This window comes from Mesobacillus jeotgali (genome assembly GCF_002874535.1).
GTDB lineage: Bacteria > Bacillota > Bacilli > Bacillales > Cytobacillaceae > Mesobacillus > Mesobacillus jeotgali.
On the sequence record NZ_CP025025.1, the window covers coordinates 974410 to 1000827 of the forward strand.

Below are 26418 nucleotides of genomic sequence, written 5' to 3' on the forward strand. Positions count from 1 at the left end.
GGAAGGAGGAAGGATCTATGATCGCAAACATCTTAATCGGCGGTGCTATATTCGGATATGCCGGCTGGGCCTTCTACCGGTTCATCAAGAAGTCGAAGGAAGGGAAATGCGCTGCCTGCTCCATCCAAAGCTCATGTTCAAGCAACTGCAGCATCAGCCAGGAAAAACAGATAAAATAATCAGAGGGAATGCAGTTAGCTGCATTCCTTTTTCTATAAGGCTATTGAAAGGGTATATATTTTAGTTCTGATGATTGTAGTAAGCTTATCGCCTGGAACGGAAATTCACTATTCTTTTTTAACAAAGTAAAAATTAATGTTTTGAATTCAGATTAATTCCGTGTAAAATTACACTAAAAGAACTTAAAGGAATGAAGCGGATGACAAGGGATGAAATTATTAGCAGGGTCTCGGAAAAAGTAAGGGTATTGCGGGCAGAAGTTGGTTATACACAGGATAAAATGGCTGATATCATTGGGATTTCCAAAAAGACTCTTGTCCAGATTGAAAAGGGAAGGGCTCAAGCTGGCTGGTCGACAGTCGTGGCTATTTGTGCCCTGTTCAGGGAAACTGAGACAATCCAGTTTTTGTTCGGAAATGAGCCACTTGAGGTCCTTGAAACTATCGCCCATGAGGGTACAGATTACCGAAAAGAGAAAACATTGGGCGGAAAAGTCTGGTGGAGGGAAGTAGACAGGAATGGAGGATTTGTCATGCAGCAAAATATCCTTAGCCAGCATTACAGGATTTTGGATCAAGATGACTTTCGCATATTCAGCAGCTTTGAAGAAACCGAAACAAGGGAGCGGCTTGAAGAAATTGCTGCTGAAGCTTTGAAGGGATAAGCAAGCAGATCGCTGAAAAGAAAGTATATATTGAAAAACATTAAACAGCCGGGCGGCATCAATAAACCATTCTGTTTTAGGATGGATATCATTTAATGACAATAAAAATGGCGTGTAAACTGACATCAGTTTTGACACGCCATTTTTCTAATTTAATGTATTTTCGGCTCCAAAATATAATGGTTCTTATTCAACAAAGCACCCGTTTATTCCACACCATAAAAGAACGGACCCTAGTGAAGGGATCATCATGGGCTGATAAATAAGCGGAGAAACTTCCCTTATTTAGAAAATGGCACGGAAAACAGCTTAAATAGACGGAAGATTTCCGCCTATTTACTTGAAAAACATAAAAAATTGGCAATCGTGCTTGCTTAACCGGAAAACCTCCGCTTATTTACCCCTCACCGAGCTATTCTCTACAGTTTAACCGGATATTCTCCGTTTATTTCTAGGATTGTTTGTTACTCAATTAAGGTTAAGTCTTCCCTTGTTTTAGAAAAAATCAATCTTCCGCTAACTGCTCCCTTCGTTGAAGAAACAAATAAAGTAAAATTCCATGTTCATCGTTATACTGGCTATACTTGAATGTAATGTTCGTAGAAAGAAACCCTTAAATTGACTTCCGAACTGGCCATAAAATTGACAGTGTAAATGACCGTCATTATTCCTTGTACAACAAACATTGTCAATGGCATTTACTATCATTTTGCAGGTGTTAATTTGTAATGAAACGGCTTATAAATGCTGGCACAATAGGAAAAATGGCGTGGTCAATTTCCACGCCATTTACTGTGTCAATTTCGCCACAGGCACCTCAAAACGGAACGGTTTACGGCATCCACCCGGCTGTTTTTGGCTTTTATTTCGCAATCAGTACATGGCAATGAGCGTTATTTGCTACCTTTTGACTAACGCCACCAAGAATTTTACGCTTGATACCTTCATTTCCAGATTGGCCTATTATGATTAAATCAGCATCTACATCCTTGGCAAATTCTAAAATACTTTCCGCTGGACTTCCATCCAGGGTTGAGTATTCGATATCCATATTAAGAGCATCCAGCTCGGCCTTTGCGTTGTTAAATGCTTTTTCAGAGCTGTGGGTAATGATCGAGTGCTCTGATTTATCGAGTGCACCTTGTTCCAGAGCAAGTGGAGGCACCTGGACTACATCTGCAGGAAAGTTGTTAATGGGCAGATGCTCAATGGGACGCTCGGTGGATTCAACCAATTCGCTTTTGACTTCTTCCTCATATACATGGCCAATATACAATTTTATGCCTTCTTTATCTCTAGTGACCTCCTTTGCCAATTGCAGAGCTTTCTTGCTGCCTGTTGAATCATCGTAAGCGAGAACCACTTTTTTTATTCCAGCCATAAAGATCAACCTCCAAGATTAGTACGTATTACTATTCAATACCCATTTTTAAAATAAAACTAACCGACCTAATAATTTCCATATACCCTCAAAATTCTTCAAAAACTGGCGAATCTTGTTGTAAGGTTTTTAAAAAATTTGAATAGGAGTGGTCGGTATGGAATTACATTCTCAAAAGCCGATTCATCCGACAATACGGAAATGCATGCAGCACCTTGATATCATAAAAGCGGATGATAAAACCAAGCAAATCGTCTATATGTATATGGAATCACTTCTTCGGGAAAGAGATATGCTAGTTACCAACAAGCAGGAACCAATAGAATCACAGATTCATAACTAGCAAGAACCATCGAAGCTTATTCCAAAGAACTACCGCAGATGCCCGAAAATCTTGCGGTTTTTTTGTTGTTTTGTTTGAAGTGATGCCAGATTCGGACAAAAGATGGTTTCTAGCAGGGAGGTTTTGTCTGAAGTGAAGCCAGGTTCGGACAAAACAACGCCTCAAGCAAGAGAAATTGTCCGAAGTCATGCCGTGTTCGGACAAAACTATAGCTCCAACAAGCGTTTTTGTCTTACCGGGGCTGACCAAGGCGCTTACGATTTCCTTGCTTATATGTCTTTTTTCCTCATAATTAGCCAATTTGTGTTAATCCCTTTTGAAAATGGGTAAAAGAAAGTGTCATATTTCTAAACTATTTTTAAAAGGTTGGGGTGCTCAGTGAGCAAAAATTCAATAGCAACACGTTTTCTAAGAGGATGGAAAAGGCTTCATATGAACCAGGTGCTGGTTTTGTCTGTTTCGACAGCGGTACTGGCATTTTTGAGTTTTTTCCATGTATATTCTGAGGGGGCCGACATCAGCGCATTGAATGATGATATGGCACAATCAACCGTCATCTACGATGCTAATGGTGAGGTCGCCAGCAAGATCTCAGCGTTAAAAAATGAGGGAATCAAGATTGAAGATGTCCCGGACCATGTGAAGAATGCTGTAATTGCCATAGAGGATCACCGTTTTTATGAACATGATGGTGTAGACCTTGTCGGTATTTCGCGGGCATTTGTGCAAAACGTCAAGGCAGGAAGTATTGTTGAAGGTGGAAGTACGATTACACAGCAACTGACAAAAAATGCTTTGCTTTCGAGCGAAAAGACATATAAAAGAAAGCTCGAAGAATTTTTCATGGCGAGGGAAATCGAGAAGCAATATTCCAAAGATGATATCATGCAAATGTACTTGAACCGGATTTATTTCGGTAATGGTTCATGGGGAATTAAAAGGGCTGCTATGGGTTACTTTGGTAAGGACGTTAAAGATCTTTCCATCAGCGAAGCAGCAATGCTCGCAGGCTTGATCAAGGCACCATCTTCATTGGATCCCAATAAAAATTATGATGAAGCAGTGGAGAGAAGAAATCTTGTTCTCCAAATGATGAATACCCATGGTTTTATTAAGGAAGAGGAGTATAAAAAGGCGGTTGCAGAAGAGATTGTCCTTAATGAAAAAGGCGGAGATCCGCTCCGCGGCAAGTATCCATATTATGTTGATCATGTCATTGATGAAGCAATCAAGAAATATGGCCTGACACAGGAAGAAGTTTTGACAGGTGGATTGCAAATTTATACCGAACTTGATGTGACGATGCAATCAGCTGTGGAAGCGACTTACGCGAAAGATGATCTTTTTCCAAAAGGCACTGAAAAGCAAATCGTCCAAAGTGGCGCTGTACTGGTCGACCCAAAAACAGGCGGGATTCGTGCTCTTGTAGGTGGCCGCGGTGAGCATGTATTCAGGGGATATAATCGCGCAACACAGCTAAAAGCGCAGCCTGGCTCAACGATGAAGCCGCTTGCCGCATTTGCACCAGCGCTTGAAGAAGGCTGGGGCGTTACAGACATGCTTAAGGACGAAGAGATGGAATTCAAAGATTATAAGCCTCAAAACTACAATGATAAATATAAAGGCGAGGTCCCTATGTATGAAGCATTGAGAGATTCATTGAACGTGCCTGCTGTATGGATGCTGGATGAAATAGGGATTGTTAAAGGCATGGAATCTGTAAAGAATTTTGGCATTAATCTTGATCCTAAAAACGACCGTAATCTTGGCCTGGCACTGGGAGGCTTATCAAAAGGCGTATCTCCGGTAACAATGGCTGAAGCATATTCAGCATTTGCCAATAATGGCGAACGCCATGAAACGCATGCAATCACCAAGATTGTTGATAAAGAAGGCAACACCATTGTTGAATATAAAGGGAAGAAGAGCAAGGCTGTTTCAAAAGAGACTGCTGAAAAAATGACGACGATGCTTCTTGGTGTCGTCCAGGAAGGTACAGGGAAAGGTGCGCAAATTCCGGGAAGGGAATTAGCGGGCAAGACCGGCTCAACACAGGTTCCGATTGAAGGCGTCAAAGGAACGAAAGACCAGTGGTTTGTAGGATATACGCCACAGCTTGTAGGCGCTGTATGGGTTGGTTATGACAAGACAGATCAGGAACACTTTTTAACCACTACCAGCAGTGAAGGAGCCGCCTTGGTCTTCAAGGACTTTATGATGGAAGCATTGAAAAATACAAAGGCACAATCCTTCAATGTCCCTCCACTTTCAAAATATATCGAGGAACACAAGAGGCAGCAGCGCGCCAAGTCTGTAAAAGAGCTCGAATCAAGGATTAAAAAGGAAGCAGAAAAACTAAAGAAGCAATGGGAAGAGGCAAAAAAGAAGCTGAAAGAGAAGAAAGAAAAGCCGAAAGAAGAAGAAAAAAAGAAAGAGAAAAAGGAAACAAATACTGACTCTGCCGCAGCGTCATCGAATTCTGGCAGCAATGACACCAGTGATAATAACGATACCGGTGGATCCAATGACTCTGGTGATGACGGAAATGGCGGAGATGAAGGTGATACCGGAGATGAAGGTGATACCGGAGATGAAGGTGATACCGGAGATGAAGGAGATACCGAAGGCGAAGGGGATGCCGGTGGAGAAGGAGATACCGGAGGCGAAGGAGATTCCGGAGACACCGGAGAATCTGAAAACGACGGCTCCGAGGATGAAGAAAAAGAAGATGATAGCAATAACTGATGCTAAACAGCACGGGGGATATGTCTCCTGTGCTGTTTTTATTTGTGAATAAGAAAGTATATATTTTTTTCACTTAGATTAGTGTCTAGCTCCAGCGCCTAGCCCCTCGAGTCGCTTGTCTAGCTGCGGCTCCTAACTCCTCGAGACGCTTCGGTCCTGCCAATGAAGTCAAAGAACGACTTCACTGTCAGGCCCTCCAGCGCTTGTCGGAGTTGGACAGTCGCCTACGCATTTCGAATTCGGTCCGCCCAATGAAGTCAAAGAGCGACTTCACCGATCGGCCCTCTGTGGCACACGAGGTGCTAATCCGCCAGCCACAGGACGTGGCGCTTTTAGGCGGACAGCGCTTGTCGGGGCTGACCAAAGCGCTGGCGCTTTTCTTTGTAGGGTTTTAATTAATTTCGACATCATTCCAAGTATCTAGCAGAAATCAGAGGATGTGCTTCAACAAGATTCCCGGAGTGAACATAAAAAAGACCTGCTTGTGTGCAGGTCTTTACTAGAATCAAATTATATTAAGCTTAAAAGAAAACCGATCACGACGACTGCGCCGATGATCATAAGAATTGTTCTTACCATGAAACTTCACCTCAGTCATTATTTTATCTATTATTGGGACTATATTTGGAATGATTCGGTAGACTCGATAAGTTGCTTGCGTTTTACGCGAAGGACAGAAGCTTCATTTGTTAGAAGCCTGGTCAGTTGGTTTAATTTCGGTTCTACATCTGTACCTTCCATAATAATTTTTAAAGTTGTATTTGGTTCAACCGTAAGAAGGAAAGAAACAAGCTTTGACAATGAAGTTGCTTCAACAGCTTTCTGACGGCTGTATAAATAAGTAGTACCATCCAACTTTTTCGCAGCCTGATAGATTTCAAGCATTTTCTTCATAGTGAATCTTTTCTGAACCATAACATTAGATGACATGATCTCTTTCATTTATATTTAACTCCTTTAATGAATCATTTTTATTAGGTTAATAGAATATTACCCCGTTAACTTGGTTCGAAAACCTTTAGCGGTTAAATTGGGCGATGTTGGCATGCTAACCAGCTAGAAAGGCTCTTAAAGCCAATGTAGTTCTAGAGGGTAGAGCCACTCCGTCTCAGGATGGAGATAGAAACGGTCAGGAGAAAGTTTATTGTGACCATAAAATTAAGCTAAGATGAGGGTATTAAAAGAGATGCGAGGAGTAGACAATTATGAAAAAATTTGCGGAGATTTTCAGGAATAGGAGTTTCACGAAGTTATTTTTAGCCAACTTCACTTCCCAAATGGGCAGCACAATCGGATTGACAGCCTTCATGTTTTTCTTGTTGAACCGTTTCAGCTCACAGCCCGCCTATGCGACTATAACCGAGCTGATGTATTCTGTACCAATGCTTGCGGTGTTTTTCCTGATCGGGGTATTTGCTGACAGGATGGACCGGCAAAAAATCGCCATTTATTGTGACTGGATTAGTGCGGGGTTATCTCTCGCATTGATTGCCGCAATCTATATTGGCTGGATGCCGTTGGTCTTTGCTGTTCTGTTTTTTAGAAGCGCGGTTCAAAAGTTCTTTTTCCCGGCTGAGCATGGAATGGTCCAGGGAATCTTGAAAAAAGAGGACTACACAACTGCGGCTGGTTTGAATCAGCTCGTGATGAGCCTGTTCATGCTGTTTGGCAATGGACTCGGGGTACTCGCATATTGGTCGATTGGTATTTATGGCGCTATTTTAGTTGACACTTTATCGTTCATCATCAGTGCATTGCTCATTCAGAAGACTGATGTTTCGAAGGAGGCGCGGCTGCCAAATGGCTCTCATACACTAAAGGATTTGAACATTAAAATGGTCTTCAAAGATTTTAAATACGGTTTTAAGTATGTCATGAGCAGTAAATTGTTGTTCACTCTGATCATCGGTTTTTTCATCTTTGGAATCGTAAATGGCGGCTTCTCCGTCATGCCGATTTTCATCCTGAAATATAAGCTGGCTCCAGATACGTATGAACAATACTCGATTGTCATTGGCTTCGTGTTTGGAATCGGGGTGTTGATTGGCAGCTTTATTGCGTCATTGCTTTCACAAAAAGTGAAGCTCTACCACCTGATTTCTGTAGGTTTGATCATATCTGGCAGCTTTACTGCTCTCGCATCTCTGCCAAACAACATTATTCTATTCCTGGGAATCCTGTTTATCTCTGCACTGGCGTTACCGCTTATAAATGTAGGGATTGGAGGGTGGCTTCCTAGCATTATAGATCCGAAAATGATGGGCAGGGTGCAGGGACTGATCAGCCCGCTTAACATGCTGTCTCATTCATTGACTCTTGCGTTCATTGCGTACAGCTTTCCGGCTCTGCTTACAATTGAAATGCTATATTGGATTGTCGGAGGCTGTCTGGCCATCGTTGGATTGTTTTACATGATGGTTCTGCCAAAGCTTGCGGAAGAGAGTGAGTCCGCTGTAAAAGAAGCGGCAGTCGAACAGGGAATATAGGGAAAGTCCTTACTGGGCTTTCTTTTTTTCATAATAAATAATGAATGAGCATTAATTTTTTTCGAAAATTTTTGAACGATTCTTTACTTCACGCGTCTTATGAATAAATAATCAAATAAGAGATAATTTTTTGGGGTGGCGGGGAAAGAGAGGCATGCTTTGATGGATGAGAAAGAGTTAATCGATAGCGCTAAAAAGGGCGACCACCGTTCGTTTGCTATGCTGTTCAGGAGTCATTATCCCCTGCTGGTAAAATACCTGATGAAAATAACGATGAATCCTGATGTCGCAGAGGAAATAGCACAAGCAACGATGGCTAAATGTGTGGAGAAAATACATTTATTCAATGGGAAATCAAAATTCTCATCATGGCTGATCAGCATAGCCACAAATATGTATATTGATCAGCACCGCAAAAAAAAGCGCGAGCGGGAATGGCAAGAAGGAGAAGCAGCCTCACGCAAGCTGCAGTGGCAAATGGAATCGAAGAATGAGGAATGGACAGATGCGCTCGCCGCATTATCCAGGCTGACTGATGAGATGCGTATTCCTCTTATTCTTAAGCATTATTATGGGTATTCGTATGATGAGATTGGTGAAATTCTGAATATCGCCGCTGGTACCGCGAAGTCTAGAGTCCACCATGGACTTCTAGCCGTTAGAAGGGAGCTGAAAGTAGATGAAAAACCAAAAGGGAATCTCGTCAAGCGATGAACAAATGGATAAGGAGTTTTTTGAAACCATCAGCGCCATCAATAATGGACTAGACAAACTGGATTCCATGGACAACTTTGTCCCGGATGATAAATGGTTCAAGGAAATGGTTCTGAATCAGCAGCGGCTTCAAAAGAAAAAATACCGCCGCGAATTAGCGTGGTTCATATTGAGTGCCATGCTGATTTTAAGCGGAGTGGTCTTCACTATGCTGGAGCTCCCGATGCTCTTCTTTATGCTGCAGGCTGCAACGGTCGCGATTACAGTATTCTATAGTTTTAAAGGAGTGCAAAAGCAGGTGGACAGCCAATGAACCAGGAACTGTCACCTGTTATGCTGGCCGTGGTTGTTGTGATTCTTTTGGTGCAGAGCATTTTTCTTTTTACAAATGCCAGGAAACATGGCCATAATTATTGGCTCTGGGGAATCCTGGGTTTGATCCAGGCACCAATGCCGCTGCTATTTTATCTGATGTTTGTCCGAAAAATATGGCGCAGCAAGTCAGCTGAAAAGTAAAATGATGAAAAATATCGAAAAGTTAGAATTGACATTGTGACTGTTAAGGTGATAACCTTACAAAGGAATGGAAAATATAACTAAAAGGAGGGTTACGGATATGAACATTGTAAAAAACGCAAGATACGCTCAACTAAATACACGTAACCCATCCTTTTACCATAACTGATTTTTAATCAAGTTGCTCTGTGACTGAAAAGGCATGGGTTGCGCATCTGCGTGACGTATGCCTTTTTTCTGTCTTTATCGATTGATTCAAGACATATCGCATGCCGCGGTATGTCTTTTTTCATTACTTAGGAAATTAAAAATTTATTTAGTTGTGGAGAACTACAGGTAGTTTTCTTAATCCAGCTCCAGCGCCTAGCCCCTCGAGTCGCTTCGGTCCGCCCAATGAAGTCAAAGAACGACTTCACCGGTCGGCCCTCCAGCGCTAGTCGGGGCTGAACGAGGCGCTTGCGCTTTTTGTTCTGTTCAGAGAATATCCATTCAAAATAAATGAGGAGGAATTCGAAATGAGTAAATCAAATGTAAGGAAAATGGTAAAAAAGGAATATCTCGAAAGCGGATAGTCAGGTTTTTACACAGAGAGAGGAGTGATTTTTCATGTTATCAGTTTTATCAAAGTTAAGCTGGTTTTTTAAAGAAAACTGGAAGAGGTACAGTGTAGCTATCTCGTTACTGATATTTGTCGGCATTCTTGATGTACTGCCGCCGAAAATCGTTGGAATGGCAATCGACGCAATCCAGATTGGTTCCATGAACCAGGAGTTAATTCTAAAGTATATTGGCGGCCTCGTGCTGATTACAGTGGTCTCGTATTTCATCACTTACATTTGGATGTATCAATTATTCGGCGGGGCCTTCCTCATTGAACGGAAACTCAGGACCCGCTTCATGAAGCATTTGCTGAAAATGACACCGACGTTCTTTGAAAGGAACCGTACAGGTGACTTGATGGCCAGGGCGACGAATGATTTAAAAGCAATATCCATCACGGCTGGTTTCGGAGTACTGACACTTGTCGATTCGAGTATCTTCATGCTGACGATCTTGTTCACGATGGGATTTTTCATTAGCTGGGAGCTGACACTTGTATCGATTATCCCGCTGCCAATCATGGCATATTTAGTTAACATATATGGCAAAAAGATTCATTCTAAATTCACTTCCGCTCAGGATGCATTCGGCGAGCTGAATGACAGGGTGCTTGAATCGGTATCAGGAGTGCGAGTCATTCGTGCTTATGTACAGGAGAAATCAGATGAATCAAGGTTTCATGACTTGACTGAAGATGTCTACCGTAAAAATGTAGAAGTCGCGAAAATCGATTCTTTGTTTGAACCAACGATTAAAATCCTTGTTGGTATGAGCTATCTGATTGGCCTAGGATATGGAGCATATCTTGTTTTCCAGCAAAAGCTGACGCTTGGAGAGCTGGTCAGCTTCAATGTATACCTGGGAATGCTGATTTGGCCGATGTTCGCAATCGGTGAACTGATCAATGTCATGCAGCGAGGCAATGCGTCTCTTGACCGCCTGAATGAGACATTATCATACAGAGAAGATGTTGCCGATCCAGTGAAACCAGTGGAGGGCAATGATCCGGAGTATTTACAGATGTCCGAGTTCACATTCAAATATCCGTCATCCAATGTGAACAATCTCGATAATATCAAGCTCCACTTGAACCGTGGTGAAACGCTGGGAATCGTCGGGAAGACGGGAAGCGGTAAGACAACGCTGATCAAACAGCTGTTGAGGGAATATCCTGAAGGCAGTGGAAACCTGCTAGTATCAGGAGTGCCGATCCAGGAGCACAGTCTGAGGCAGACTCGGGGCTGGATGGGGTATGTTCCGCAGGAGAACATCCTTTTCTCCCGTTCAGTTAAGGAAAATATTCTGTTCGGAAACCCGATGGCTTCCGAAAAAGATTTGCAGGATATCATCGATTTGGCTGCTTTTCGCAAAGACCTGGAGATGCTGCCGGAAGGTCTGGAAACACTTGTCGGTGAAAAAGGGGTCGCACTATCTGGCGGCCAGAAACAGCGTATTTCGATTGCACGTGCTTTGATCAAGGATCCGGAAATCCTTATACTCGATGATTCACTTTCAGCAGTCGATGCAAAAACAGAGAAAAAAATCATTGATAATATCCGCAAAGAGCGGAATGCGAAAACAACGATCATCACAACTCACAGAATGTCTGCGGTTGAACATGCCGACCATATCGTTGTGCTTGAGGATGGAAAAATAATCGAGGAAGGCACGCACGAAAAATTGATGGCTGATCAAGGCTGGTATTACGAGCAGTATATCAAGCAGCAGGCAGCAACAGTCGAAGAGGAGGTGCACTCCGTATGAGTACAGGAAAAAGACTGTTCAAATATGCGTTAAATTATAAGAAAATAATCCTGATTGCCCTGGCGATGCTGACTGTCGCTGTTGTCGCAGACCTCGCAGGACCATTCATCGCCAAGCGGATGATTGATAACCACATTTTAGGTATTGAATCTGTCTGGCACAAGACAGAAGCTGGCGATGGTGCAGTGCAATATAATGGCAGCTTTTACACAAAAGATGGCGAAGCCGAAAACGCAGATTCTGCCCGGATTTTACAGGTCGGCAGGAATTTTGTGTTTGTGGATGCAGATGTCGAATTCGACGGGAATCGCAGCTATGAGGATGGGTTATTAACAATCAGCAAAGGGTCAAAAGCTGCGCAATATGAAGCTGAGGTATTGTCCGGCGATGATTTGATGAATTTTTACAAACCAGAAATACCAAATATTATTAAGCTGCTTTCCTTTTATTTCGGATTGCTGGTCATTGCGTCCATTTTCCAATATGGCCAGAGGTTCTATTTGCAAAAGTCAGCGAACCGGATTATCCAGAAGCTCCGGGAAGATGTCTTCAGACAGATTCAGCGGCTGCCAATTCAGTATTTTGATAATCTTCCTGCGGGGAAGGTCGTTGCGAGGATCACGAATGATACAGAGGCGATACGCGAATTGTACGTTACGGTCCTGTCAACTTTCTTTACAAGTTTCATCTATATTACCGGCATCTATATTGCCTTGTTCATCCTGAATGCGAACCTTGCAGCGATTTGTTTACTGTTATTGCCAATCCTTTATGTTTGGGCAAAACTGTACCGCAAGTACGCATCAAAATACAATCATGTGATCCGCTCTCGTGTAAGTGATATTAATGGCATGATCAATGAATCCATACAGGGCATGAGCATCATCCAGGCCTTCAGCCGTGAAAAAGAAACACAGCAGGAATTCGAGACGTTGAACAAGGAGCATTTCACTTATCAAAATAAATTGTTGAGTTTGAATTCCTCTACATCCCATAATCTTGTGGGGGTGTTAAGAAATATCGTCTTCGTGGCGTTCATCTGGTATTTTGGCGGCGAGGCCCTTCAGCCATCATCCGCCATTTCACTCGGAATGCTTTACGCGTTCGTCGATTATATTAACCGTCTGTTCAACCCTGTCCAGGGGATCGTCAACCAGCTGGCTAACCTTGAGCAGGCTCTGGTTGCCGGAGAGCGGGTGTTCAATCTTATGGATGAGGAAGGAATCGACGTAAGCGAGAAAGGGATTCCCCGCTACAAAGGAAATGTTCTTTTCGACCATGTATCCTTCGGCTATAAAGAAGGTGAATATGTGCTTAAGGATCTTTGCTTTGAAGCAAAACAGGGTGAAACAGTCGCACTAGTTGGCCATACGGGATCAGGCAAAAGCTCGATCATGAACCTGCTGTTCAGGTTCTATGATCCGCAGGAAGGGAAAATTCTGATTGACGGCATGGATATTACCGAAATGCCGAGACAGACGTTGCGGAAGCATATGGGCATCGTCCTACAGGATCCATTCCTTTTTACAGGCACAATAGCCTCCAATGTAAGCCTTGATCATCCTGATATCACCAGGGATATGGTTGAGAAAGCGTTGGCCAGCGTTGGGGCAGACACAGTCCTGAAAAACCTTGAAAAAGGGTATGATGAGCCGGTGATTGAAAAGGGCAGTACACTATCAAGCGGGCAGCGGCAGCTGGTTTCTTTTGCCAGAGCCTTGGCCTTCGATCCAGCCATCCTGATTTTGGATGAAGCGACATCGAGCATTGATACCGAGACAGAAGCAATTATCCAGGAAGCGATGGATGTCCTTAAGGAAGGCAGGACGACCTTCATCATCGCCCACAGGTTATCGACCATCCGTAATGCTGACCAGATTCTTGTGCTGGACCGCGGGCGGATTGTTGAAAAAGGAACCCATGATCAGCTGATGGAGCTTAAAGGTAAATATTTTCAAATGTACCAGCTGCAGCTTGGCAATAAAGTGAAAGCAGGTTAAAGGAATCCGCACCCAATCTTGAAGGGTGCGGATTTTTTTATATTCGATTATCCAATTTATGGACGAAGGTGCAATTATAGCTTATGTTGGTGCAATTATTACCTTTCACGGTGCAATCACCGGCTATGTTGGTGCAATTGTTACCCTTCACCGTGCAATTACCGGCTATGTTAGTGCAATGATCAATTTAACTTGTCTGCTTTCTAGTCTACATCCAATTATGACCTTTCACTGTGCAATTATTGTTTTTTTATGCAATAAACATCCTTATTGGTGGAAACATCAACTGCCCAAGTGGCTTTCCTGATTTTAGCTCCATTTAACGAAGAAGTTGTTAAAAGACTAGACTCTGTGCAAAATCCTTACATCAGAAAACGTAAACAACACCAGGAACAGAAGAGGCATATGCATATGAGAAACGTCACTTTTAATCCTGTTTCTGTCACAGAATGTTACGAAACCCTCTCGTTGCATTTAGGCTTACTGTGGTAATTTAATAATAACCACATAAAAATTCAGGAGGTTGTCAAGATGGCGGAGTTCGCAGTAACCTTAAGCATCGCAAGCATCATGATCCTGGGCTATTATATAGGCTATGCAATTTATAAGGCATAACCTGGAGCGAAAATAGAAATAATGAAAAGCGGGAGCAGCAATCATGACTGCTTCCGCTTTTTTGGCGTTATATGCACTTTTCTGTAATTTCTTTTTAAGAACAGTTATCCTAAGGGCGAAAATGTTTTAAATGTTTTGATAAGTTAATAATTAGATTGAGGAGGGATTGTGTTGTCAGATTATCGGATTGAAAGAGATACAATAGGCGAAATTAAAGTCCCGTCAGATAAGTACTGGGGTGCGCAAACACAGCGTAGCAAACAAAATTTCAAGATAGGCTCAGAAAGAATGCCAATTGATGTGATTTATGCATTCGCGGAGGTTAAGAAGGCTGCAGCTAGTGTGAATGCCGCTTCTGGAAAGTTGCCAGATGCAAAAGCGAAGGCGATCATGGCAGCCTGCGATGAAATCCTTGCAGGTAAATTTGATACACATTTTCCGTTAGTCGTTTGGCAGACGGGAAGCGGAACTCAATCCAATATGAACGTGAATGAAGTGGTAGCAAGAAGGGCGAGTGAACTGCTCGCAAATGATGGGACAGATGAAAAAGTCCACCCAAATGATGATGTGAATATGTCGCAGAGCTCGAACGATACATTCCCGACGGCGATGCATATAGCTGCAGTGAAAAAAGTGACAGGGGAAGTATTGCCTGCACTGAAGCTTTTCAAAGAAACATTGAAGAAAAAAGAAGAAGAATTCAATGACATCATCAAAATAGGAAGAACCCATCTCCAGGATGCGACACCATTGACATTGGGACAGGAAATTAGCGGCTGGAGAGCCATGCTTGAGAAAAATGAGCTGATGATTAAGGATGGACTGAAATATGTCCGGGATTTAGCAATTGGCGGGACGGCTGTAGGTACAGGAATAAATGCCGCAAAGGATTTTGGTGACAAGGTTGCGAAGCAGCTTGTTGAACAAACGGGCGAGACATTCCATTCAGCCCCAAATAAATTTCATGCTCTGACCTCCCATGACGAAATCGTGTTCCTTCATGGAGCATTAAAAGGACTCGCAGCAGACTTAATGAAAATTGCCAATGATGTCCGATGGCTTGCCAGCGGCCCGAGAAGTGGGATCGGTGAACTTTCTATACCGGCGAATGAACCTGGAAGTTCAATCATGCCTGGTAAGGTTAATCCAACACAAAGCGAAGCTCTGACAATGGTAGCGACACAGGTGTTTGGAAATGATGCAACCATAGGATTTGCAGCAAGCCAGGGGAATTTTGAGCTGAATGTTTTTAAACCGGTTATCATTTATAACTTCCTGCAGAGCGCAAGGCTGTTGGCAGACGGAATGAGATCCTTTAATGATAACTGTGCAGAAGGTCTCGAGGCGAACCTTGATGTGATTGCTGGCCATGTTGAGCGGTCATTAATGCTTGTAACAGCTTTGAATCCACACATTGGCTATGAAAAAGCAGCGGAAATCGCCAAGCTCGCTTTTAGAGAAAATACAACCTTGAAAGAAGCGGCGGTTAAAACAGGCTACTTAACGTCAGAGCAATATGACAAGTGGGTTAAGCCTGAAAAGATGATTTAAAAGAATGTTTCCCTCGTATTGACGTAATTGGTGAAGGGAAGTTCCAGTTAAGCAGTTGCTTGAAAGAGCTAGAGCGACAAATTAAAGGCCCCCTTTGAGAAGGGGGCCTAGCCATTCTATTTAATTTTATTGTTAATTACAATTTAGCGTGCAGAACCGCCAAGTTGTTGCTCAGCCATTTGAACTAGTCTCTTAGTGATTTCTCCACCAACAGATCCGTTAGCACGAGAAGTAGTTTCCCCACCAAGTTGTACGCCAAATTCTGTAGCGATTTCGTACTTCATTTGATCAAGAGCTTGTTGAACACCAGGAACTAATAATTGATTAGAGTTGTTACTGCTAGCCATTAATATTTCCTCCTTTGTGTTTTTCAAAGTTGTATTTGGGTTAGTATTGGAATTGAACCAATCATGGCTTTAGCCACGCCACCTGGTTTAACCCGTGTTGGGATATTGGCTGGGCTAGCCGGAATTGCACCGGCGCGCGTTACAGCTGCCTTCTAAGGCTTAACCCAATGATTTGTTGCGCTTGTTGTTGCTCCGTTGTTTTTTTGTTGCTGTTTTATTAATAACTAGTATGTTTTGTTTTGAGAAGTTTATGCGCCAAGTGATTTAGGTAATTAATTCCAAAACAATCATCCTACATAACCATATCTAATCAACGCAAACTATCGTTATCAGTAAAGCAGAAAGGATTGAAGAGAATGGGGATGTGCCCGGTTTGCAATGGCTTCAAGTCGATCAGTCCGTCATGTCCAAACTGCAGCTGCAGCATGGAGAACAATGGACGGGAAGCAGACTTTTACGATGATTACAGCCCTTATATGCCAATCGATCAAATGAAGCTTGAAGATGGGTATCCAACTGATTTAGCGGAAGGGGAATGCCCGCATATTTTCAAATGTCCAAATTGCGGGTCAAGCCAAGTTTTTTTAATCAAAGAATGAGGTTTTCGTAGTTCAGGAATAATGAGTAATAGAAAAAAGCAACCGAAGACGGTTGCTTTTTTTATCCTCCAAAATTAAGGGCGGATTCTCTTTTCTGTTTCAGCATCAAAGAAGTGAACTTTATTCATATCGAATGCCAATTCAATTACCTGGCCTGGTGATACATCTGTACGTGAATCTACACGTGCTACAAAGTCCTGGCCCTCGAATTGAGAGTAGATCATTGTTTCGGCACCAGTCAATTCGGAAACTTCAACAGTTGCCTTGATAGTAGCGCCTTGTGAAGCATCGATGAATACTGGCTCATCGTGAAGATCTTCTGGTCTAACGCCAAGGATGATTTCCTTGCCGACATAACCTTGAGAGCGAAGAACTTTCATTTTGCCTTCTGGAATAGCGATAGAAGAATTGCCGTTTGTGAATTTTCCTTCTTCAAGCTTGCCAGTAAAGAAGTTCATGGAAGGTGATCCGATAAATCCGCCGACAAAAACGTTTTCAGGATTTTCGTAAACTTCTTTAGGAGCTCCGACCTGCTGGATGATTCCATCCTTCATGACTACAAGGCGAGTTGCCATTGTCATCGCTTCAGTCTGGTCATGCGTTACGTAAATAGTCGTTGTATCCAGACGACGGTGAAGCTTTGCAATTTCTGCACGCATTTGTACACGAAGCTTTGCGTCAAGGTTTGATAAAGGTTCATCCATCAAGAATACCTTAGCATCACGGACAATTGCACGTCCCAATGCAACACGCTGGCGCTGTCCACCAGAAAGTGCTTTTGGTTTACGGTCTAAGTAAGGCTCAAGACCAAGGATCTTAGCAGCTTCTTTCACGCGGCGGTCGATTTCATCCTTCGGGAACTTGCGAAGCTTCAATCCGAATGCCATGTTATCGTAAACAGTCATGTGCGGATAAAGTGCATAGTTCTGGAAAACCATTGCGATATCACGATCTTTTGGAGGTACATCGTTAACGCGCTTTCCATCGATATAGAAATCGCCTTTAGAAATCTCTTCAAGTCCAGCAATCATACGAAGTGTAGTAGATTTACCGCAGCCTGAAGGGCCAACGAATACGATGAATTCTTTATCCTGGATATGAAGGTTGAAATCTTCTACAGCTGTTACTTTATTGTCATAAATTTTATAAATATTGTCTAATTTTAACTCGGCCATTTTTTAAAGCCTCCCTGAATGTTTGTCTACAAAAACAGTTTAGCGGAAATGACCTGAAATAATCATCGGCAGGATGCACAAAAATCATGTAAGCCCTTTTATGCAATTTGTTTAATGATAATGATTCAGCGCATTCCTTCATAAATACTGGCAAGGTAAACTACAACGGCTGCATCAAAATCCTTTAAGCTGACGCCGGTCTTCTCCATGAACTTGTCCAATCTGTATTGAAGAGTATTGCGATGGACATAAAGTTTTTTGGCCGAAAGAGAGGCGTTTGAATTGCTTTCAAGGAATACTTTTATCGTCGCCATTAACTCTTTATCCTCTTCAAATGCCTCAAGGATGGTACTTCCAAGAATTTCCTTAAGGTAATATGGTAAATGTGTCGCTAACAGCATCGGGAAAGCTTTTTCGAAGGTGTATACAGCATCACGGGTGGTATGTGCAGTCAATTCCTCGAATACCTTTTTTTCTTTTCTGAAAAAGTCAGGGAGCTGCATAGAAACCTTCTGGAATTTGCCGATATAAAAGGAAATCCTTACATAGAAGTCACTCTCGAGTGTTGAGGCAATGGAAAAAAGATCATCAACGTTTTCCGGCACTTCCTTTTTTTCTTCAATAATGATTCCGTACGAATCCTTTACCCAGATGGTGGTATGGTCAGGGAAGAACCCTTTTAAAGCTTCATGGATTTCCTCTGATTCGATATTACTTGACTGCAGCTTGAACTGAATAAAACGGACTTCGTCGACCGCTGCGGCTGGCAGAGCACCATCATGGAAAAGAAATTGATTCCAGGAATGCGCTGTCCCAGTTAGATGTGTATTATTTTCCAGCTCGACAAATTCAAACAAGTTTTTCATTAGTTCAAGCTGGCTTTCAGATATTTTATTTTTGGGAATACCAATCCACAAAGGAGTTTGATCTGCCTCTTTAAACCAGTAGTAATCAGGTGATGAAGGGAGTGGCACATATTCATGCGTGACAGAATCAGGGAAATAAGATAATATTTTATTAATCATATAAGTATCCTCAGATTTAAATTTGATAAAAGCTGACATATCTTTTATTATAACAGGTGTAGCTTTTAAATGTTAATTCACGCGAAGAGCTGTCAACTGGTAGAAAAAAGGAAAAAATACTGGTATAATAGATACAATACGGGGTACCGTAAGAGAGAGGTGTAGGAAATGGAATACACAACAGAAATGAAAAATCGTTTGAAGCGATTAGAAGGCCAGGTACGCGGAGTCATTCGCATGATGGAAGAAGAAAATCACTGCAAGGATGTTGTTACCCAATTATCAGCTGTCCGTTCCGCAGTAGACCGCGCGATTGGTTTTATCGTCGCTAAGAACCTTGAATCTTGCATCACTGAAGCAGCTCAGGAAGGCAAAGATGCCGACGAAGCGATAAAAGAAGCAGTAAATATGATTGTAAAAAGCAGATAAGACACCAGCATCCTTTTAGGATGTGGTGTCTTTTTTTCTGCTTTATTCGTTAGGCGGGTCTTCTGGATAAAATTCATGGCTTTCCTCAATATTGGCTGAACTGTCCAATCTATGTACAGTACCGCCGGCCATGCCTTCATTGATCATCCTGTCAACATCGACGTAAACTTCGTCCCGTCCCTCATATTGCAAGTCCTTAGTGAATTTCTTGCTCTTTTTTTGTTTCATGATATCCTCCTTCAACGTTTTTAAGCTTAGAATTCCGGAAAAGGAGAAGAAACATACACCTTATTTGTCATATACATGGAAGAGCATCAGCTCGTGGATTTGTTCTTTCAACGGATGGATATGCTCGTCGGATGGCTCCTCAGAGGTCCACTCAATATCCCCGTTTTGATGATAGATTCCCGTAAACTTCTGCTTTTTAAAATAAAATGAAAAATGCCAGCCGGGCATATCCTTATTTTCAAATAATGATTTGAATTGAAAATGAGTAATCAATCTGATTCCCCCTGTGAAAATGTCTTTTTTATTATTATATAGTATTCAAGCAAGAAGAAGTGCAGATAAACCCTTGTTTATATAAAGGAGAAGTACAGAGGAACAAAAAAGGAGCCGCGTATCATTGCGGCCCGCTAAATGCTGTACATTTGAATTTCCATTAAAATCCTGATTTCCTGAAAAATAAATCGACAAGAGCGGAGATCCTTTTTTCCTCAATCTTGGGTTCGTCGAAGCTCATTGGTTTTGAGTTGACTTCATAAATGACATAATGGCCTTTTTCGGTGATTCCTGCATCAAGGGAGAATTCTCCGAAATAGCCTAACTCTTCAGTAAGCAGCTGTCCAATTTCTTTTACAGCCCAGTCGAAAAATCGGTCATGTCTGTCATTCCTGACATTAATATAGGGGAGCATGATCCCTCCGTTTGGCAGGTGGGTAGTCAGGTCCTGCTTCTGGGATTGGCGGATGCCGATTCCAGTCACTTCGTACCCATCCGGTCCGTCATGGGCATGGACGCGGAAGTCAAATCGTTTGCCATCGATGGCTGTTGGAGTGACTTCTTTCTGGGCAATGTACTCGTATCTTAAGAGCTGCCTGGATTTAACCTTCCAGAATTCCTTTATGCCAGGATAAAGATGGCGATGTGAATGGCTTTCGAACTCAATTTGCCCGTTCTTTTGCCGCAGGCGGAAAATCCCGATACCCTTAGAGGATGAAGCAGGCTTCAGGTAGATACCTTCATGTTTATCGAGGAAAGCGGCTAACTGGATCATCGATTTCACAGCAATGCTTTCAGGCATTAGCTTTCTTAATTGTGGATGCCTGGCAAATAGTGAGTATAACTTGTTTTTATTGATAAAGGCAGGATTGAAAAATGGGATTCCGAGCGCATTCAGGTAGTTCACGGCATCTTTAAAGGCTGGCTGCTGCTCTGCTTTCCGGAAGGGGACACGATTGAAAACAAGATGAGGCAGAGGTGTTCTCACAGGAATCCATTTTCGAGCATCAGGCAAAAATACGAACCCGGTGAGTCCATCTTTGACGATGGTTTCAGGAGGAAAGACGACAATCAATCCATTTCGGTTCAGCATCTCTGTCTGAAGTGCCTGAAACAATGAACCATTGCCGGAAAGGGACATATTCTTCCTCATTGAGGTCATGATTCCAACCAGCGGTCCGATATTTTCCTGCTTGATTTTCAATACAAACTGTTTGCTGTTCTCCGGGATTATCTCTGAAGAAGCGGCAGGTACGATGATTCTATTAAAGCCAAAGCTGAATTTTTCGCCAGCTTTGGCTTCATGTGTCCATTCCCTCGATTCAGCATTATAGCGGAGGATCATTTGAAAATATCCTCAGGGGCCGTAATGGCTTTTTCTGCTAAAAAAATGCCGAAGGATAGAGACAGTTTTCTTGTAAGCAAATCAAAATTCTTTAGCTTTGGATGCTTGAAAATCGACCGTCCTGGCTTTGAATTGGCTTCAAAGAGCCAAACCTTTCCCGTTTTATCGATTCCTAAGTCAAAGCCGATCTCGCCGATGATACCCTCCATATTCTTTTCCAAAATGGAACTTAACAGCAGAGATGCTTCAGAAAGTTTCTTCTCACAAAGCTCTCTCTCGGTTCTGTCTTCAAACAATTCATCAAGGGATTTTACGACTCCGCCGTTGTTTACATGAGTGGTCACGCTGCCATGGCCGGCAATTTTTGCAGCGATTGCCGCTACTTGCCACTGTCCGTATTCATCTTTATTTGTATGGACCCTGAAATCAATGAGTCTTTTTTCGGATCTAAGCAGGCTTATACCCTGCTGAACGATCATCTGGGAAAGATTTCGCTTGTAAAAAACCTTCTTCATTAACTTTTCAAGGCTTTCAAACCTAGTTAACTTATTAATGCCCTCCTGGTCGCGGTAACGGCAATAATAATAGCCATTGTGCTTATCATACAAAATTTGGTGGATTCCCAGTCCAAGACTTCCGTTAGCAGGTTTGACATAGACGTTTCCATAGTTTGAAAGCATTCTTTCAATTACGGAAAAAGAAGAAAATTGATGTGTTTCAGGCAGATACTCTACGGCCCGTTCATCCTGCTGCAAACGCTCAAATACATCCAGCTTGCTGAAAAAGCCTGGATTATACCAGGGAATCAAGTAATCGGTCTGCATCCTGGATTTCAAGCTGAGAAGTTCAGATTTTCTTTCGGTGCGCCTGTTAGGAAGACGGTCGTATACAACATTGGGGAAGGGCACCTTAATTTTCATCCATCCTCCATCGACAAAGAAATAACCCTCAATCAATCCTTGGTCCCAGTCGATGTGCTCTTCGCCAAAGACGAAGGGAAGGGCACCTACAGATTTATTGACCGAAAGCAGTTTGGCAAAGAACATGGACCTCTCACCAATCGGTCTCAATGGAAAAGGTGTGAATCCAGATGTCAGAATGCCTATCAGAGGCCCGATAAACAAGGTATGCTGATCGATAAAAATATGCAATGAAGTTGATAAATCTGGCATCGAAAGTTCCTTCTGCACATCATTACTCAGGACTATCACATTTCTTCCCTTGGGATGAGGAGCACATGTAACATCAACCACCTTGTTGCCAAAAGCGATTTTATGGATTTCCTTGTTATGTGTCAGATCAGCAGGTACAAAGACTAGTTGCTTGGAGTGTGAGATGACTTCAACAGGATATTTTTTTCTCATAAGTGCTGTTCCTCTCTTTCTGGCAGAATTTCCGAAAGGACTCTGGCGTATTCAAGGGGTGCATTATATAGCACCTCTTTTAAGTCCGGATTTGTGGAAGCAATGACTTTTCTGCCGGGCTTTGAATTTGTATCAAGCACCCACAGGGCATGGTCCTTTGATACACCAATATCTACGCCCAGCTCAAAAAGCCGGGGAAAAGAAGCTTCAAGGATACCGGGCAGCTTTGAAAGAATTTCCTCTAATTCGTGTAAAATGAATCTTTTTGAACGGAAATTCAGTGAATTGGTATACTCTTCAAAAGGCAGGATTTCTCCGCCGGCACGTAAGTTCGAAAGGATTCCATCCTTGCTGCCACGGCGGATTCCCTTGCCGCGAACAATCCACTTTTCCTCATGATCCTTTTGCAGGAGCACTCTTATGTCAAAAGGACAATTTTCCGTATCGGACAGTTCCAGGTAAGGCTGCATCATATACTCTTTCTTACTTAACAGGCTGTCGAGCCAATCCTCTGTCTCAGAGGTGGAATGGAAAGTTTTTGTGGATAGCCTGCCCCCAGGATCAGCTGAGATTTCAAACTCTCCACCTGATTTTTCAATTTTATAAATCCCTGCGCCGCCAGAACCGGAGATCGGTTTCAAGACTGCCTTTTTCATAACCTCCAGCTGGGCAACAACATCTTTTCCGCTGCCGATAAGAATCGTTTTCGGGATGTATGGAGACAGGGAGGAATTCGACAGAACCTCGTATATGGCCCATTTATTTGGCAAGCCATTTCCAAGGAAGGTAATATCATCTTTTTTCTTGAGCCATTTCACAATCGCCATCGCCTGCTTCGATAAAGGATCATTTGTATAAAAACAACGGTCATAAACGATCATGGGGAGCGGAAATTCGGACTTAACCCAGCAGCCTTTCTTGTGGTCGAATTTCTCTCCCGATACCAATTGTGTTACGGGATGGATTTTAGCAGGTGAGAACCGAAAGCAGGTGAACATGTTTGGATTCGCCCTCCTGGCAATCTCGGTAAAATATGTTAGTTCACTTTTAAAGGAAAGTGACATCATTCCGAATGTAATCATTTGCATTACTCCTTTTGTGCAGGGATAAGAAAGTATAATTCTCATTTATAGAATTGTTCAGCTGCAGCGCTTGACGGGGCTGACCAGGCGCTTGCGCATTTCAGTTTATAGTTGGCAAAGTCCATAGCAATGGTCGATGATGGCTTTTGTCGAGGGCCTGATTTTCGTGCCGCGCTCTTCAAAATTCTTGGAAGGCTTCGAGTTGGCTTCGATCAGCCACAGGTTACCTTTAATATCAATCCCAATATCAATTCCCAGCTCGGCTGTGAGTCCTTCCGCATTTCTGCTGATGACTTCTGCGATTTCCAGGGCAAGCTCTTTCATTAGTGCCAACTGATGCCTCGCTTGTTCCTTTCCGAAAATCAATGCGAGAGTATGCCCCGGTTTCATGACCTCACCTCCGCGGGCTATATTGGATACGAAAAACTGTTCTGCGGAAACCCTGGCGACGATGGAGGTAACCTTCCAGAATTGCTGAGCGTTTTTATGACAGAGGACCCTGAAGTCCATCCTTCTGCCATTTAACTCTGATAGCTGTACACCTTGTTGAATGATGCATAGCCGTTTTCCAACTATCGGATTGATGGCACGGGCCAGTTCTGTTACATGTTTGAAGGCCGGAAGATCCTTGGCCGGCATCGAGGATAATGATGCATTGATCATCGAGTCACTTTTGGCTACCTGGATAATATTCCGTCCCTGGCTGCCATGAACAGGTTTGATGTATAGCTCATCATGCTTTTCGAGCATGGTTTCGAGCTGAGTCCCCGAATATAGATGTGTTTCAGGTATGAACGAATGCAAGTGGTCTTCTTTCAATAAAGATTCATGAATCTCCCACTTTGAAAGAAATCTGTGATTAAATATCTTTATTCCCAGAGCTTCCAATTTATTTAAAAATCCCTTAAATCCTTTGCTGATTTCGGTCCTTCGGGATGAAACCCGGTTGTAGATTACAGCGGGAAAGGGAAAGAGTCCTTTTTTCCAGTCATCTGCATTTTCATCGTATGAATAGCCCTCGACTCCTTCGTCAGAAAAGCCTTTGAGTGAAAAAACATAAAAGCTTCCGCCTAGTTCTGAAATTCCCTGGTGAAGCTCTTCGCAAAAGGAATGTACTTTTCCGAAGTCAGGACCATGATCTTCTTTTATTTCAGTCAGTAAAGCGATGACGGGATTGTTGGGTAAGCTTTTCGATTTTGCTGGCGTCATAGCTTCTCCTCATTTTCTTTAAGGGTGAATAAGAAAACTCGCTACTGTAAAATAGGCAAACACACATATTGCATTCTATGAATAGTAGTTGGTATTGGTGATTTTCAAAGGAGTTAGATTGCTGCTAACCCGAACTTTTGGCATTCAGCAACATAGTTTGTTATAGTGGTGTGGAGCGTTTAACGTAGAAGGAGTGATTTGAATGGCAGTAAATCTTTACGATTCAGCCTACGAATTGGAAAAAGCAATCAGAAACAGTGCGGAATACACAGAATTAAAAAAACTTTATGATGCTGTAAACAGCGATGAATCAGCAAAAAGAATGTTTGAAAGCTTCCGCAATATCCAGATGCAGCTTCAGGAAAAGCAAATGACTGGGCAGGAAATTACCCAGGAAGAAGTAGAACAGGCGCAAAAGACAGTGGCACTTGTCCAGCAGCATGAGTTAATCTCAAAGTTGATGGAAGCAGAGCAAAGAATGAGCATGGTTATTGGCGAACTTAACCAGGTAATCATGAAGCCTCTTGAAGAGCTTTACGGAAATCCGAACCAGCAGCAATAATAGAATGACAGAACTCCCGCCGATGTGCGGGAGTTTTTTGTTGTACAGAAAAGAGGGGAATTTGTCAGTCAGCAAGATTATGAGGACATAAATCAGTGGAAAAAAGTAAAAACTGTCCGTCATCAATGCCACTTTTTGGAGGCAAGGCTCGTTCATTTTTACCCTGACAACTGGATCACGCATGCAAGCTAAATCAAAATCCTGCCCATGTTCTATTCTCTCGGTTTCTATCATACAAGTTAAATAAGGACAAAAACACCGAGAAATGGGGGCATAATTATGATTTACCGTCTTCTTGCGCTTAACGTGGATGGAACGATTCTCCAATCAAATGGAAGGCTCCATAAATCCACAAGGGATGCGATTGAGTACGTTCAGCAAAAAGGAGTTTACGTGACTCTAGTAACTTCTAGAAGCTTTCCATCTGCCAAAAAAGTGGCTAAAGCGCTGAAAATAAATTCTTTGCTGGTTACTCACCTAGGATCCTATATTTCTCATGACCTTCGCAGTGACCCGGTCTTTGAAAAACGGATTCCCGAGGATGTAACCTTTCAGCTAGTCAGATTCCTTGAAAGCTTCCCTTGCCAAATCCGGCTTGTGCATGAAAAGTTTTCATTGGCAAACAAGTATAAATTAAACCATAACCTGTTGGCAAAAACCGTATTCACATCAGGCGATCCGATTTTTTACTCACAGCAATTCACGGATTCTATCAGTGAAACTCTGGTCAATGAGCCAGTCTCTCCACCTAAAATTGAAGTCTATTTCGAGTACGAAGAAGATTTGAAGGATGCACAGCAGGCGGTCAATGGGATGTTCTCAGAAGTGTCCATGTCCAAGCTGAATGATTACAGGCTGGATATCATGCCTGAGGGTGTCTCAAAACTGAATGGTCTAATCCAATTAGGTGAACACCTGGGCATACAGTTGAAAGAAATGGTCGCAATTGGCGATGGTCATGATGACATAGAAATGATTGAAGCCTGCGGACTTGGCGTCGCCATGGGGAATGCTTCAGTAGAAGTAAAAAAGGCTTCGGATTGGGTAACCCGATCGAATAATCAGCACGGTGTCAGCTATATGGTCAAGGAACATTTCCGCAAACAACAGCCAATTGAATTCCTGAGAAAAATGAATATTATTAAAATGTAAAATAGGGGCATGCCTGTAATTGATCGCAGGCATGCTTTTGCTGTGTTTGGGAATATATTTGGTTTTTTA

Annotated in this window: 27 protein-coding genes; 16 read left to right on the forward strand and 11 right to left on the reverse strand. The window is 42.6% G+C overall.

The window, feature by feature from the left end:
• Positions 1–17 precede the first annotated feature (17 nt).
• Together CD004_RS04750 and CD004_RS04755 are read left to right on the forward strand one after the other, a co-directional pair.
• The gene (locus tag CD004_RS04750) at positions 18–179 is read left to right on the forward strand and encodes a FeoB-associated Cys-rich membrane protein (RefSeq protein WP_102261713.1); all 162 of its coding nucleotides are present in this window, start codon (positions 18–20) and stop codon (positions 177–179) included.
• Between the two features lie 200 nt (positions 180–379).
• Positions 380–844 carry a helix-turn-helix transcriptional regulator gene (locus CD004_RS04755; RefSeq protein WP_102261714.1) on the forward strand — a complete coding sequence of 155 codons (465 nt, stop codon included), beginning with the start codon at positions 380–382 and terminating at the stop codon, positions 842–844.
• Positions 845–1706: 862 nt separating this feature from the next.
• Here the strand turns inward: CD004_RS04755 and CD004_RS04760 are convergent.
• On the reverse strand, positions 1707–2225 hold the full coding sequence (locus CD004_RS04760) for a universal stress protein (RefSeq protein WP_102261715.1): 519 nt from the start codon (positions 2223–2225) through the stop codon (positions 1707–1709).
• Between the two features lie 157 nt (positions 2226–2382).
• Here CD004_RS04760 and CD004_RS04765 point away from each other — a divergent pair, with 157 nt between their 5' ends.
• From CD004_RS04765 to CD004_RS04775, 3 genes are all read left to right on the forward strand, one after another.
• Complete coding sequence (locus tag CD004_RS04765) at positions 2383–2568, forward strand: hypothetical protein (protein WP_102261716.1); 186 nt, start codon at positions 2383–2385, stop codon at positions 2566–2568.
• Between the two features lie 123 nt (positions 2569–2691).
• Positions 2692–2898 (forward strand): hypothetical protein, encoded by a 207-nt coding sequence (locus CD004_RS04770; RefSeq protein WP_158651486.1) that lies wholly within the window; start codon positions 2692–2694, stop codon positions 2896–2898.
• A gap of 48 nt (positions 2899–2946) precedes the next feature.
• Complete coding sequence (locus CD004_RS04775) at positions 2947–5313, forward strand: transglycosylase domain-containing protein (RefSeq protein WP_324782588.1); 2367 nt, start codon at positions 2947–2949, stop codon at positions 5311–5313.
• Between the two features lie 618 nt (positions 5314–5931).
• On the opposite strand, the gene CD004_RS04780 is transcribed toward CD004_RS04775, so the two are convergent.
• A complete protein-coding gene (locus CD004_RS04780; protein ID WP_102261718.1) occupies positions 5932–6255 on the reverse strand; it encodes an HPr family phosphocarrier protein in 324 nt (107 codons plus the stop codon).
• 263 nt (positions 6256–6518) lie between these two features.
• Between CD004_RS04780 and CD004_RS04785 the strand changes: the two genes are divergently transcribed.
• The 7 genes from CD004_RS04785 (at position 6519) to fumC (ending at position 15559) form a co-directional block, all read left to right on the forward strand.
• Positions 6519–7799, forward strand: a complete 1281-nt coding sequence (locus CD004_RS04785; RefSeq protein ID WP_102261719.1) for an MFS transporter — start codon at positions 6519–6521, stop codon at positions 7797–7799.
• A gap of 162 nt (positions 7800–7961) precedes the next feature.
• Entirely contained in the window at positions 7962–8513 is a 552-nt protein-coding gene (sigY, locus tag CD004_RS04790; RefSeq protein WP_102261720.1) for an RNA polymerase sigma factor SigY, read from the forward strand.
• The gene (locus CD004_RS04795; RefSeq protein ID WP_102261721.1) at positions 8479–8826 is read left to right on the forward strand and encodes a YxlC family protein; all 348 of its coding nucleotides are present in this window, start codon (positions 8479–8481) and stop codon (positions 8824–8826) included. Before sigY ends, CD004_RS04795 begins: the two co-directional genes overlap by 35 nt.
• Positions 8823–9029, forward strand: coding sequence for a sigma-Y antisigma factor component (locus tag CD004_RS04800; protein ID WP_102261722.1), 207 nt, complete (start codon positions 8823–8825; stop codon positions 9027–9029). The genes CD004_RS04795 and CD004_RS04800 overlap by 4 nt, the downstream gene beginning before the upstream one ends.
• 606 nt (positions 9030–9635) lie before the next feature.
• Positions 9636–11393 carry an ABC transporter ATP-binding protein gene (locus tag CD004_RS04805; RefSeq protein WP_102261723.1) on the forward strand — a complete coding sequence of 586 codons (1758 nt, stop codon included), beginning with the start codon at positions 9636–9638 and terminating at the stop codon, positions 11391–11393.
• Positions 11390–13393: an ABC transporter ATP-binding protein gene (locus tag CD004_RS04810; protein WP_102261724.1), complete on the forward strand. Its 2004-nt coding sequence runs from the start codon at positions 11390–11392 to the stop codon at positions 13391–13393. The genes CD004_RS04805 and CD004_RS04810 overlap by 4 nt, the downstream gene beginning before the upstream one ends.
• A gap of 786 nt (positions 13394–14179) precedes the next feature.
• Positions 14180–15559 (forward strand): class II fumarate hydratase, encoded by a 1380-nt coding sequence (fumC, locus tag CD004_RS04815; protein ID WP_102261725.1) that lies wholly within the window; start codon positions 14180–14182, stop codon positions 15557–15559.
• A gap of 143 nt (positions 15560–15702) precedes the next feature.
• On the opposite strand, the gene CD004_RS04820 is transcribed toward fumC, so the two are convergent.
• Positions 15703–15906, reverse strand: coding sequence for an alpha/beta-type small acid-soluble spore protein (locus CD004_RS04820; RefSeq protein ID WP_023615428.1), 204 nt, complete (start codon positions 15904–15906; stop codon positions 15703–15705).
• A 356-nt stretch (positions 15907–16262) separates the two neighbouring features.
• Here CD004_RS04820 and CD004_RS04825 point away from each other — a divergent pair, with 356 nt between their 5' ends.
• Positions 16263–16505, forward strand: coding sequence for a hypothetical protein (locus CD004_RS04825; protein ID WP_102261726.1), 243 nt, complete (start codon positions 16263–16265; stop codon positions 16503–16505).
• A gap of 74 nt (positions 16506–16579) precedes the next feature.
• Here CD004_RS04825 and CD004_RS04830 read toward each other — a convergent pair whose 3' ends face one another.
• Positions 16580–17680, reverse strand: coding sequence for an ABC transporter ATP-binding protein (locus tag CD004_RS04830; protein WP_102261727.1), 1101 nt, complete (start codon positions 17678–17680; stop codon positions 16580–16582).
• Positions 17681–17805: 125 nt separating this feature from the next.
• On the reverse strand, positions 17806–18705 hold the full coding sequence (locus CD004_RS04835; RefSeq protein ID WP_158651487.1) for a PucR family transcriptional regulator: 900 nt from the start codon (positions 18703–18705) through the stop codon (positions 17806–17808).
• A gap of 168 nt (positions 18706–18873) precedes the next feature.
• Between CD004_RS04835 and CD004_RS04840 the strand changes: the two genes are divergently transcribed.
• On the forward strand, positions 18874–19134 hold the full coding sequence (locus CD004_RS04840) for a metal-sensitive transcriptional regulator (RefSeq protein ID WP_041966706.1): 261 nt from the start codon (positions 18874–18876) through the stop codon (positions 19132–19134).
• 42 nt (positions 19135–19176) lie between these two features.
• On the opposite strand, the gene CD004_RS04845 is transcribed toward CD004_RS04840, so the two are convergent.
• The 6 genes from CD004_RS04845 to CD004_RS04870 all read right to left on the reverse strand — a co-directional run bounded on the left by CD004_RS04845 (position 19177) and on the right by CD004_RS04870 (position 24635).
• The gene (locus tag CD004_RS04845; RefSeq protein WP_102261729.1) at positions 19177–19362 is read right to left on the reverse strand and encodes a hypothetical protein; all 186 of its coding nucleotides are present in this window, start codon (positions 19360–19362) and stop codon (positions 19177–19179) included.
• Between the two features lie 60 nt (positions 19363–19422).
• Positions 19423–19635: a YheE family protein gene (locus CD004_RS04850; protein ID WP_102261730.1), complete on the reverse strand. Its 213-nt coding sequence runs from the start codon at positions 19633–19635 to the stop codon at positions 19423–19425.
• Between the two features lie 160 nt (positions 19636–19795).
• On the reverse strand, positions 19796–20980 hold the full coding sequence (locus CD004_RS04855; protein ID WP_102261731.1) for a YheC/YheD family endospore coat-associated protein: 1185 nt from the start codon (positions 20978–20980) through the stop codon (positions 19796–19798).
• Entirely contained in the window at positions 20977–22344 is a 1368-nt protein-coding gene (locus tag CD004_RS04860) for a YheC/YheD family endospore coat-associated protein (RefSeq protein ID WP_102261732.1), read from the reverse strand. Before CD004_RS04860 ends, CD004_RS04855 begins: the two co-directional genes overlap by 4 nt.
• Positions 22341–23426: a YheC/YheD family endospore coat-associated protein gene (locus CD004_RS04865; protein WP_158651488.1), complete on the reverse strand. Its 1086-nt coding sequence runs from the start codon at positions 23424–23426 to the stop codon at positions 22341–22343. The genes CD004_RS04860 and CD004_RS04865 overlap by 4 nt, the downstream gene beginning before the upstream one ends.
• A gap of 105 nt (positions 23427–23531) precedes the next feature.
• Positions 23532–24635 (reverse strand): YheC/YheD family endospore coat-associated protein, encoded by a 1104-nt coding sequence (locus CD004_RS04870; RefSeq protein ID WP_102261734.1) that lies wholly within the window; start codon positions 24633–24635, stop codon positions 23532–23534.
• A gap of 202 nt (positions 24636–24837) precedes the next feature.
• Between CD004_RS04870 and CD004_RS04875 the strand changes: the two genes are divergently transcribed.
• Positions 24838–25197: a YlbF/YmcA family competence regulator gene (locus CD004_RS04875; RefSeq protein WP_041966712.1), complete on the forward strand. Its 360-nt coding sequence runs from the start codon at positions 24838–24840 to the stop codon at positions 25195–25197.
• Positions 25198–25476: 279 nt separating this feature from the next.
• The gene (locus tag CD004_RS04880) at positions 25477–26349 is read left to right on the forward strand and encodes a Cof-type HAD-IIB family hydrolase (protein WP_102261735.1); all 873 of its coding nucleotides are present in this window, start codon (positions 25477–25479) and stop codon (positions 26347–26349) included.
• Positions 26350–26418 lie beyond the last annotated feature (69 nt).

Bases quoted from the DNA above. Each gene is read 5' to 3' on its own strand.
- CD004_RS04750 (WP_102261713.1), top strand. From the start codon at position 18: ATGATCGCAAACATCTTAATCGGCGGTGCTATATTCGGATATGCCGGC.
- CD004_RS04755 (WP_102261714.1), top strand. From the start codon at position 380: ATGACAAGGGATGAAATTATTAGCAGGGTCTCGGAAAAAGTAAGGGTA.
- CD004_RS04760 (WP_102261715.1), bottom strand. From the start codon at position 2,225: ATGGCTGGAATAAAAAAAGTGGTTCTCGCTTACGATGATTCAACAGGC.
- CD004_RS04765 (WP_102261716.1), top strand. From the start codon at position 2,383: ATGGAATTACATTCTCAAAAGCCGATTCATCCGACAATACGGAAATGC.
- CD004_RS04780 (WP_102261718.1), bottom strand. From the start codon at position 6,255: ATGAAAGAGATCATGTCATCTAATGTTATGGTTCAGAAAAGATTCACT.
- CD004_RS04785 (WP_102261719.1), top strand. From the start codon at position 6,519: ATGAAAAAATTTGCGGAGATTTTCAGGAATAGGAGTTTCACGAAGTTA.
- sigY (WP_102261720.1), top strand. From the start codon at position 7,962: ATGGATGAGAAAGAGTTAATCGATAGCGCTAAAAAGGGCGACCACCGT.
- CD004_RS04795 (WP_102261721.1), top strand. From the start codon at position 8,479: ATGAAAAACCAAAAGGGAATCTCGTCAAGCGATGAACAAATGGATAAG.
- CD004_RS04800 (WP_102261722.1), top strand. From the start codon at position 8,823: ATGAACCAGGAACTGTCACCTGTTATGCTGGCCGTGGTTGTTGTGATT.
- CD004_RS04805 (WP_102261723.1), top strand. From the start codon at position 9,636: ATGTTATCAGTTTTATCAAAGTTAAGCTGGTTTTTTAAAGAAAACTGG.
- CD004_RS04810 (WP_102261724.1), top strand. From the start codon at position 11,390: ATGAGTACAGGAAAAAGACTGTTCAAATATGCGTTAAATTATAAGAAA.
- CD004_RS04820 (WP_023615428.1), bottom strand. From the start codon at position 15,906: ATGGCTAGCAGTAACAACTCTAATCAATTATTAGTTCCTGGTGTTCAA.
- CD004_RS04825 (WP_102261726.1), top strand. From the start codon at position 16,263: ATGGGGATGTGCCCGGTTTGCAATGGCTTCAAGTCGATCAGTCCGTCA.
- CD004_RS04830 (WP_102261727.1), bottom strand. From the start codon at position 17,680: ATGGCCGAGTTAAAATTAGACAATATTTATAAAATTTATGACAATAAA.
- CD004_RS04835 (WP_158651487.1), bottom strand. From the start codon at position 18,705: ATGATTAATAAAATATTATCTTATTTCCCTGATTCTGTCACGCATGAA.
- CD004_RS04840 (WP_041966706.1), top strand. From the start codon at position 18,874: ATGGAATACACAACAGAAATGAAAAATCGTTTGAAGCGATTAGAAGGC.
- CD004_RS04845 (WP_102261729.1), bottom strand. From the start codon at position 19,362: ATGAAACAAAAAAAGAGCAAGAAATTCACTAAGGACTTGCAATATGAG.
- CD004_RS04855 (WP_102261731.1), bottom strand. From the start codon at position 20,980: ATGATCCTCCGCTATAATGCTGAATCGAGGGAATGGACACATGAAGCC.
- CD004_RS04860 (WP_102261732.1), bottom strand. From the start codon at position 22,344: ATGAGAAAAAAATATCCTGTTGAAGTCATCTCACACTCCAAGCAACTA.
- CD004_RS04865 (WP_158651488.1), bottom strand. From the start codon at position 23,426: ATGATTACATTCGGAATGATGTCACTTTCCTTTAAAAGTGAACTAACA.
- CD004_RS04870 (WP_102261734.1), bottom strand. From the start codon at position 24,635: ATGACGCCAGCAAAATCGAAAAGCTTACCCAACAATCCCGTCATCGCT.
- CD004_RS04875 (WP_041966712.1), top strand. From the start codon at position 24,838: ATGGCAGTAAATCTTTACGATTCAGCCTACGAATTGGAAAAAGCAATC.
- CD004_RS04880 (WP_102261735.1), top strand. From the start codon at position 25,477: ATGATTTACCGTCTTCTTGCGCTTAACGTGGATGGAACGATTCTCCAA.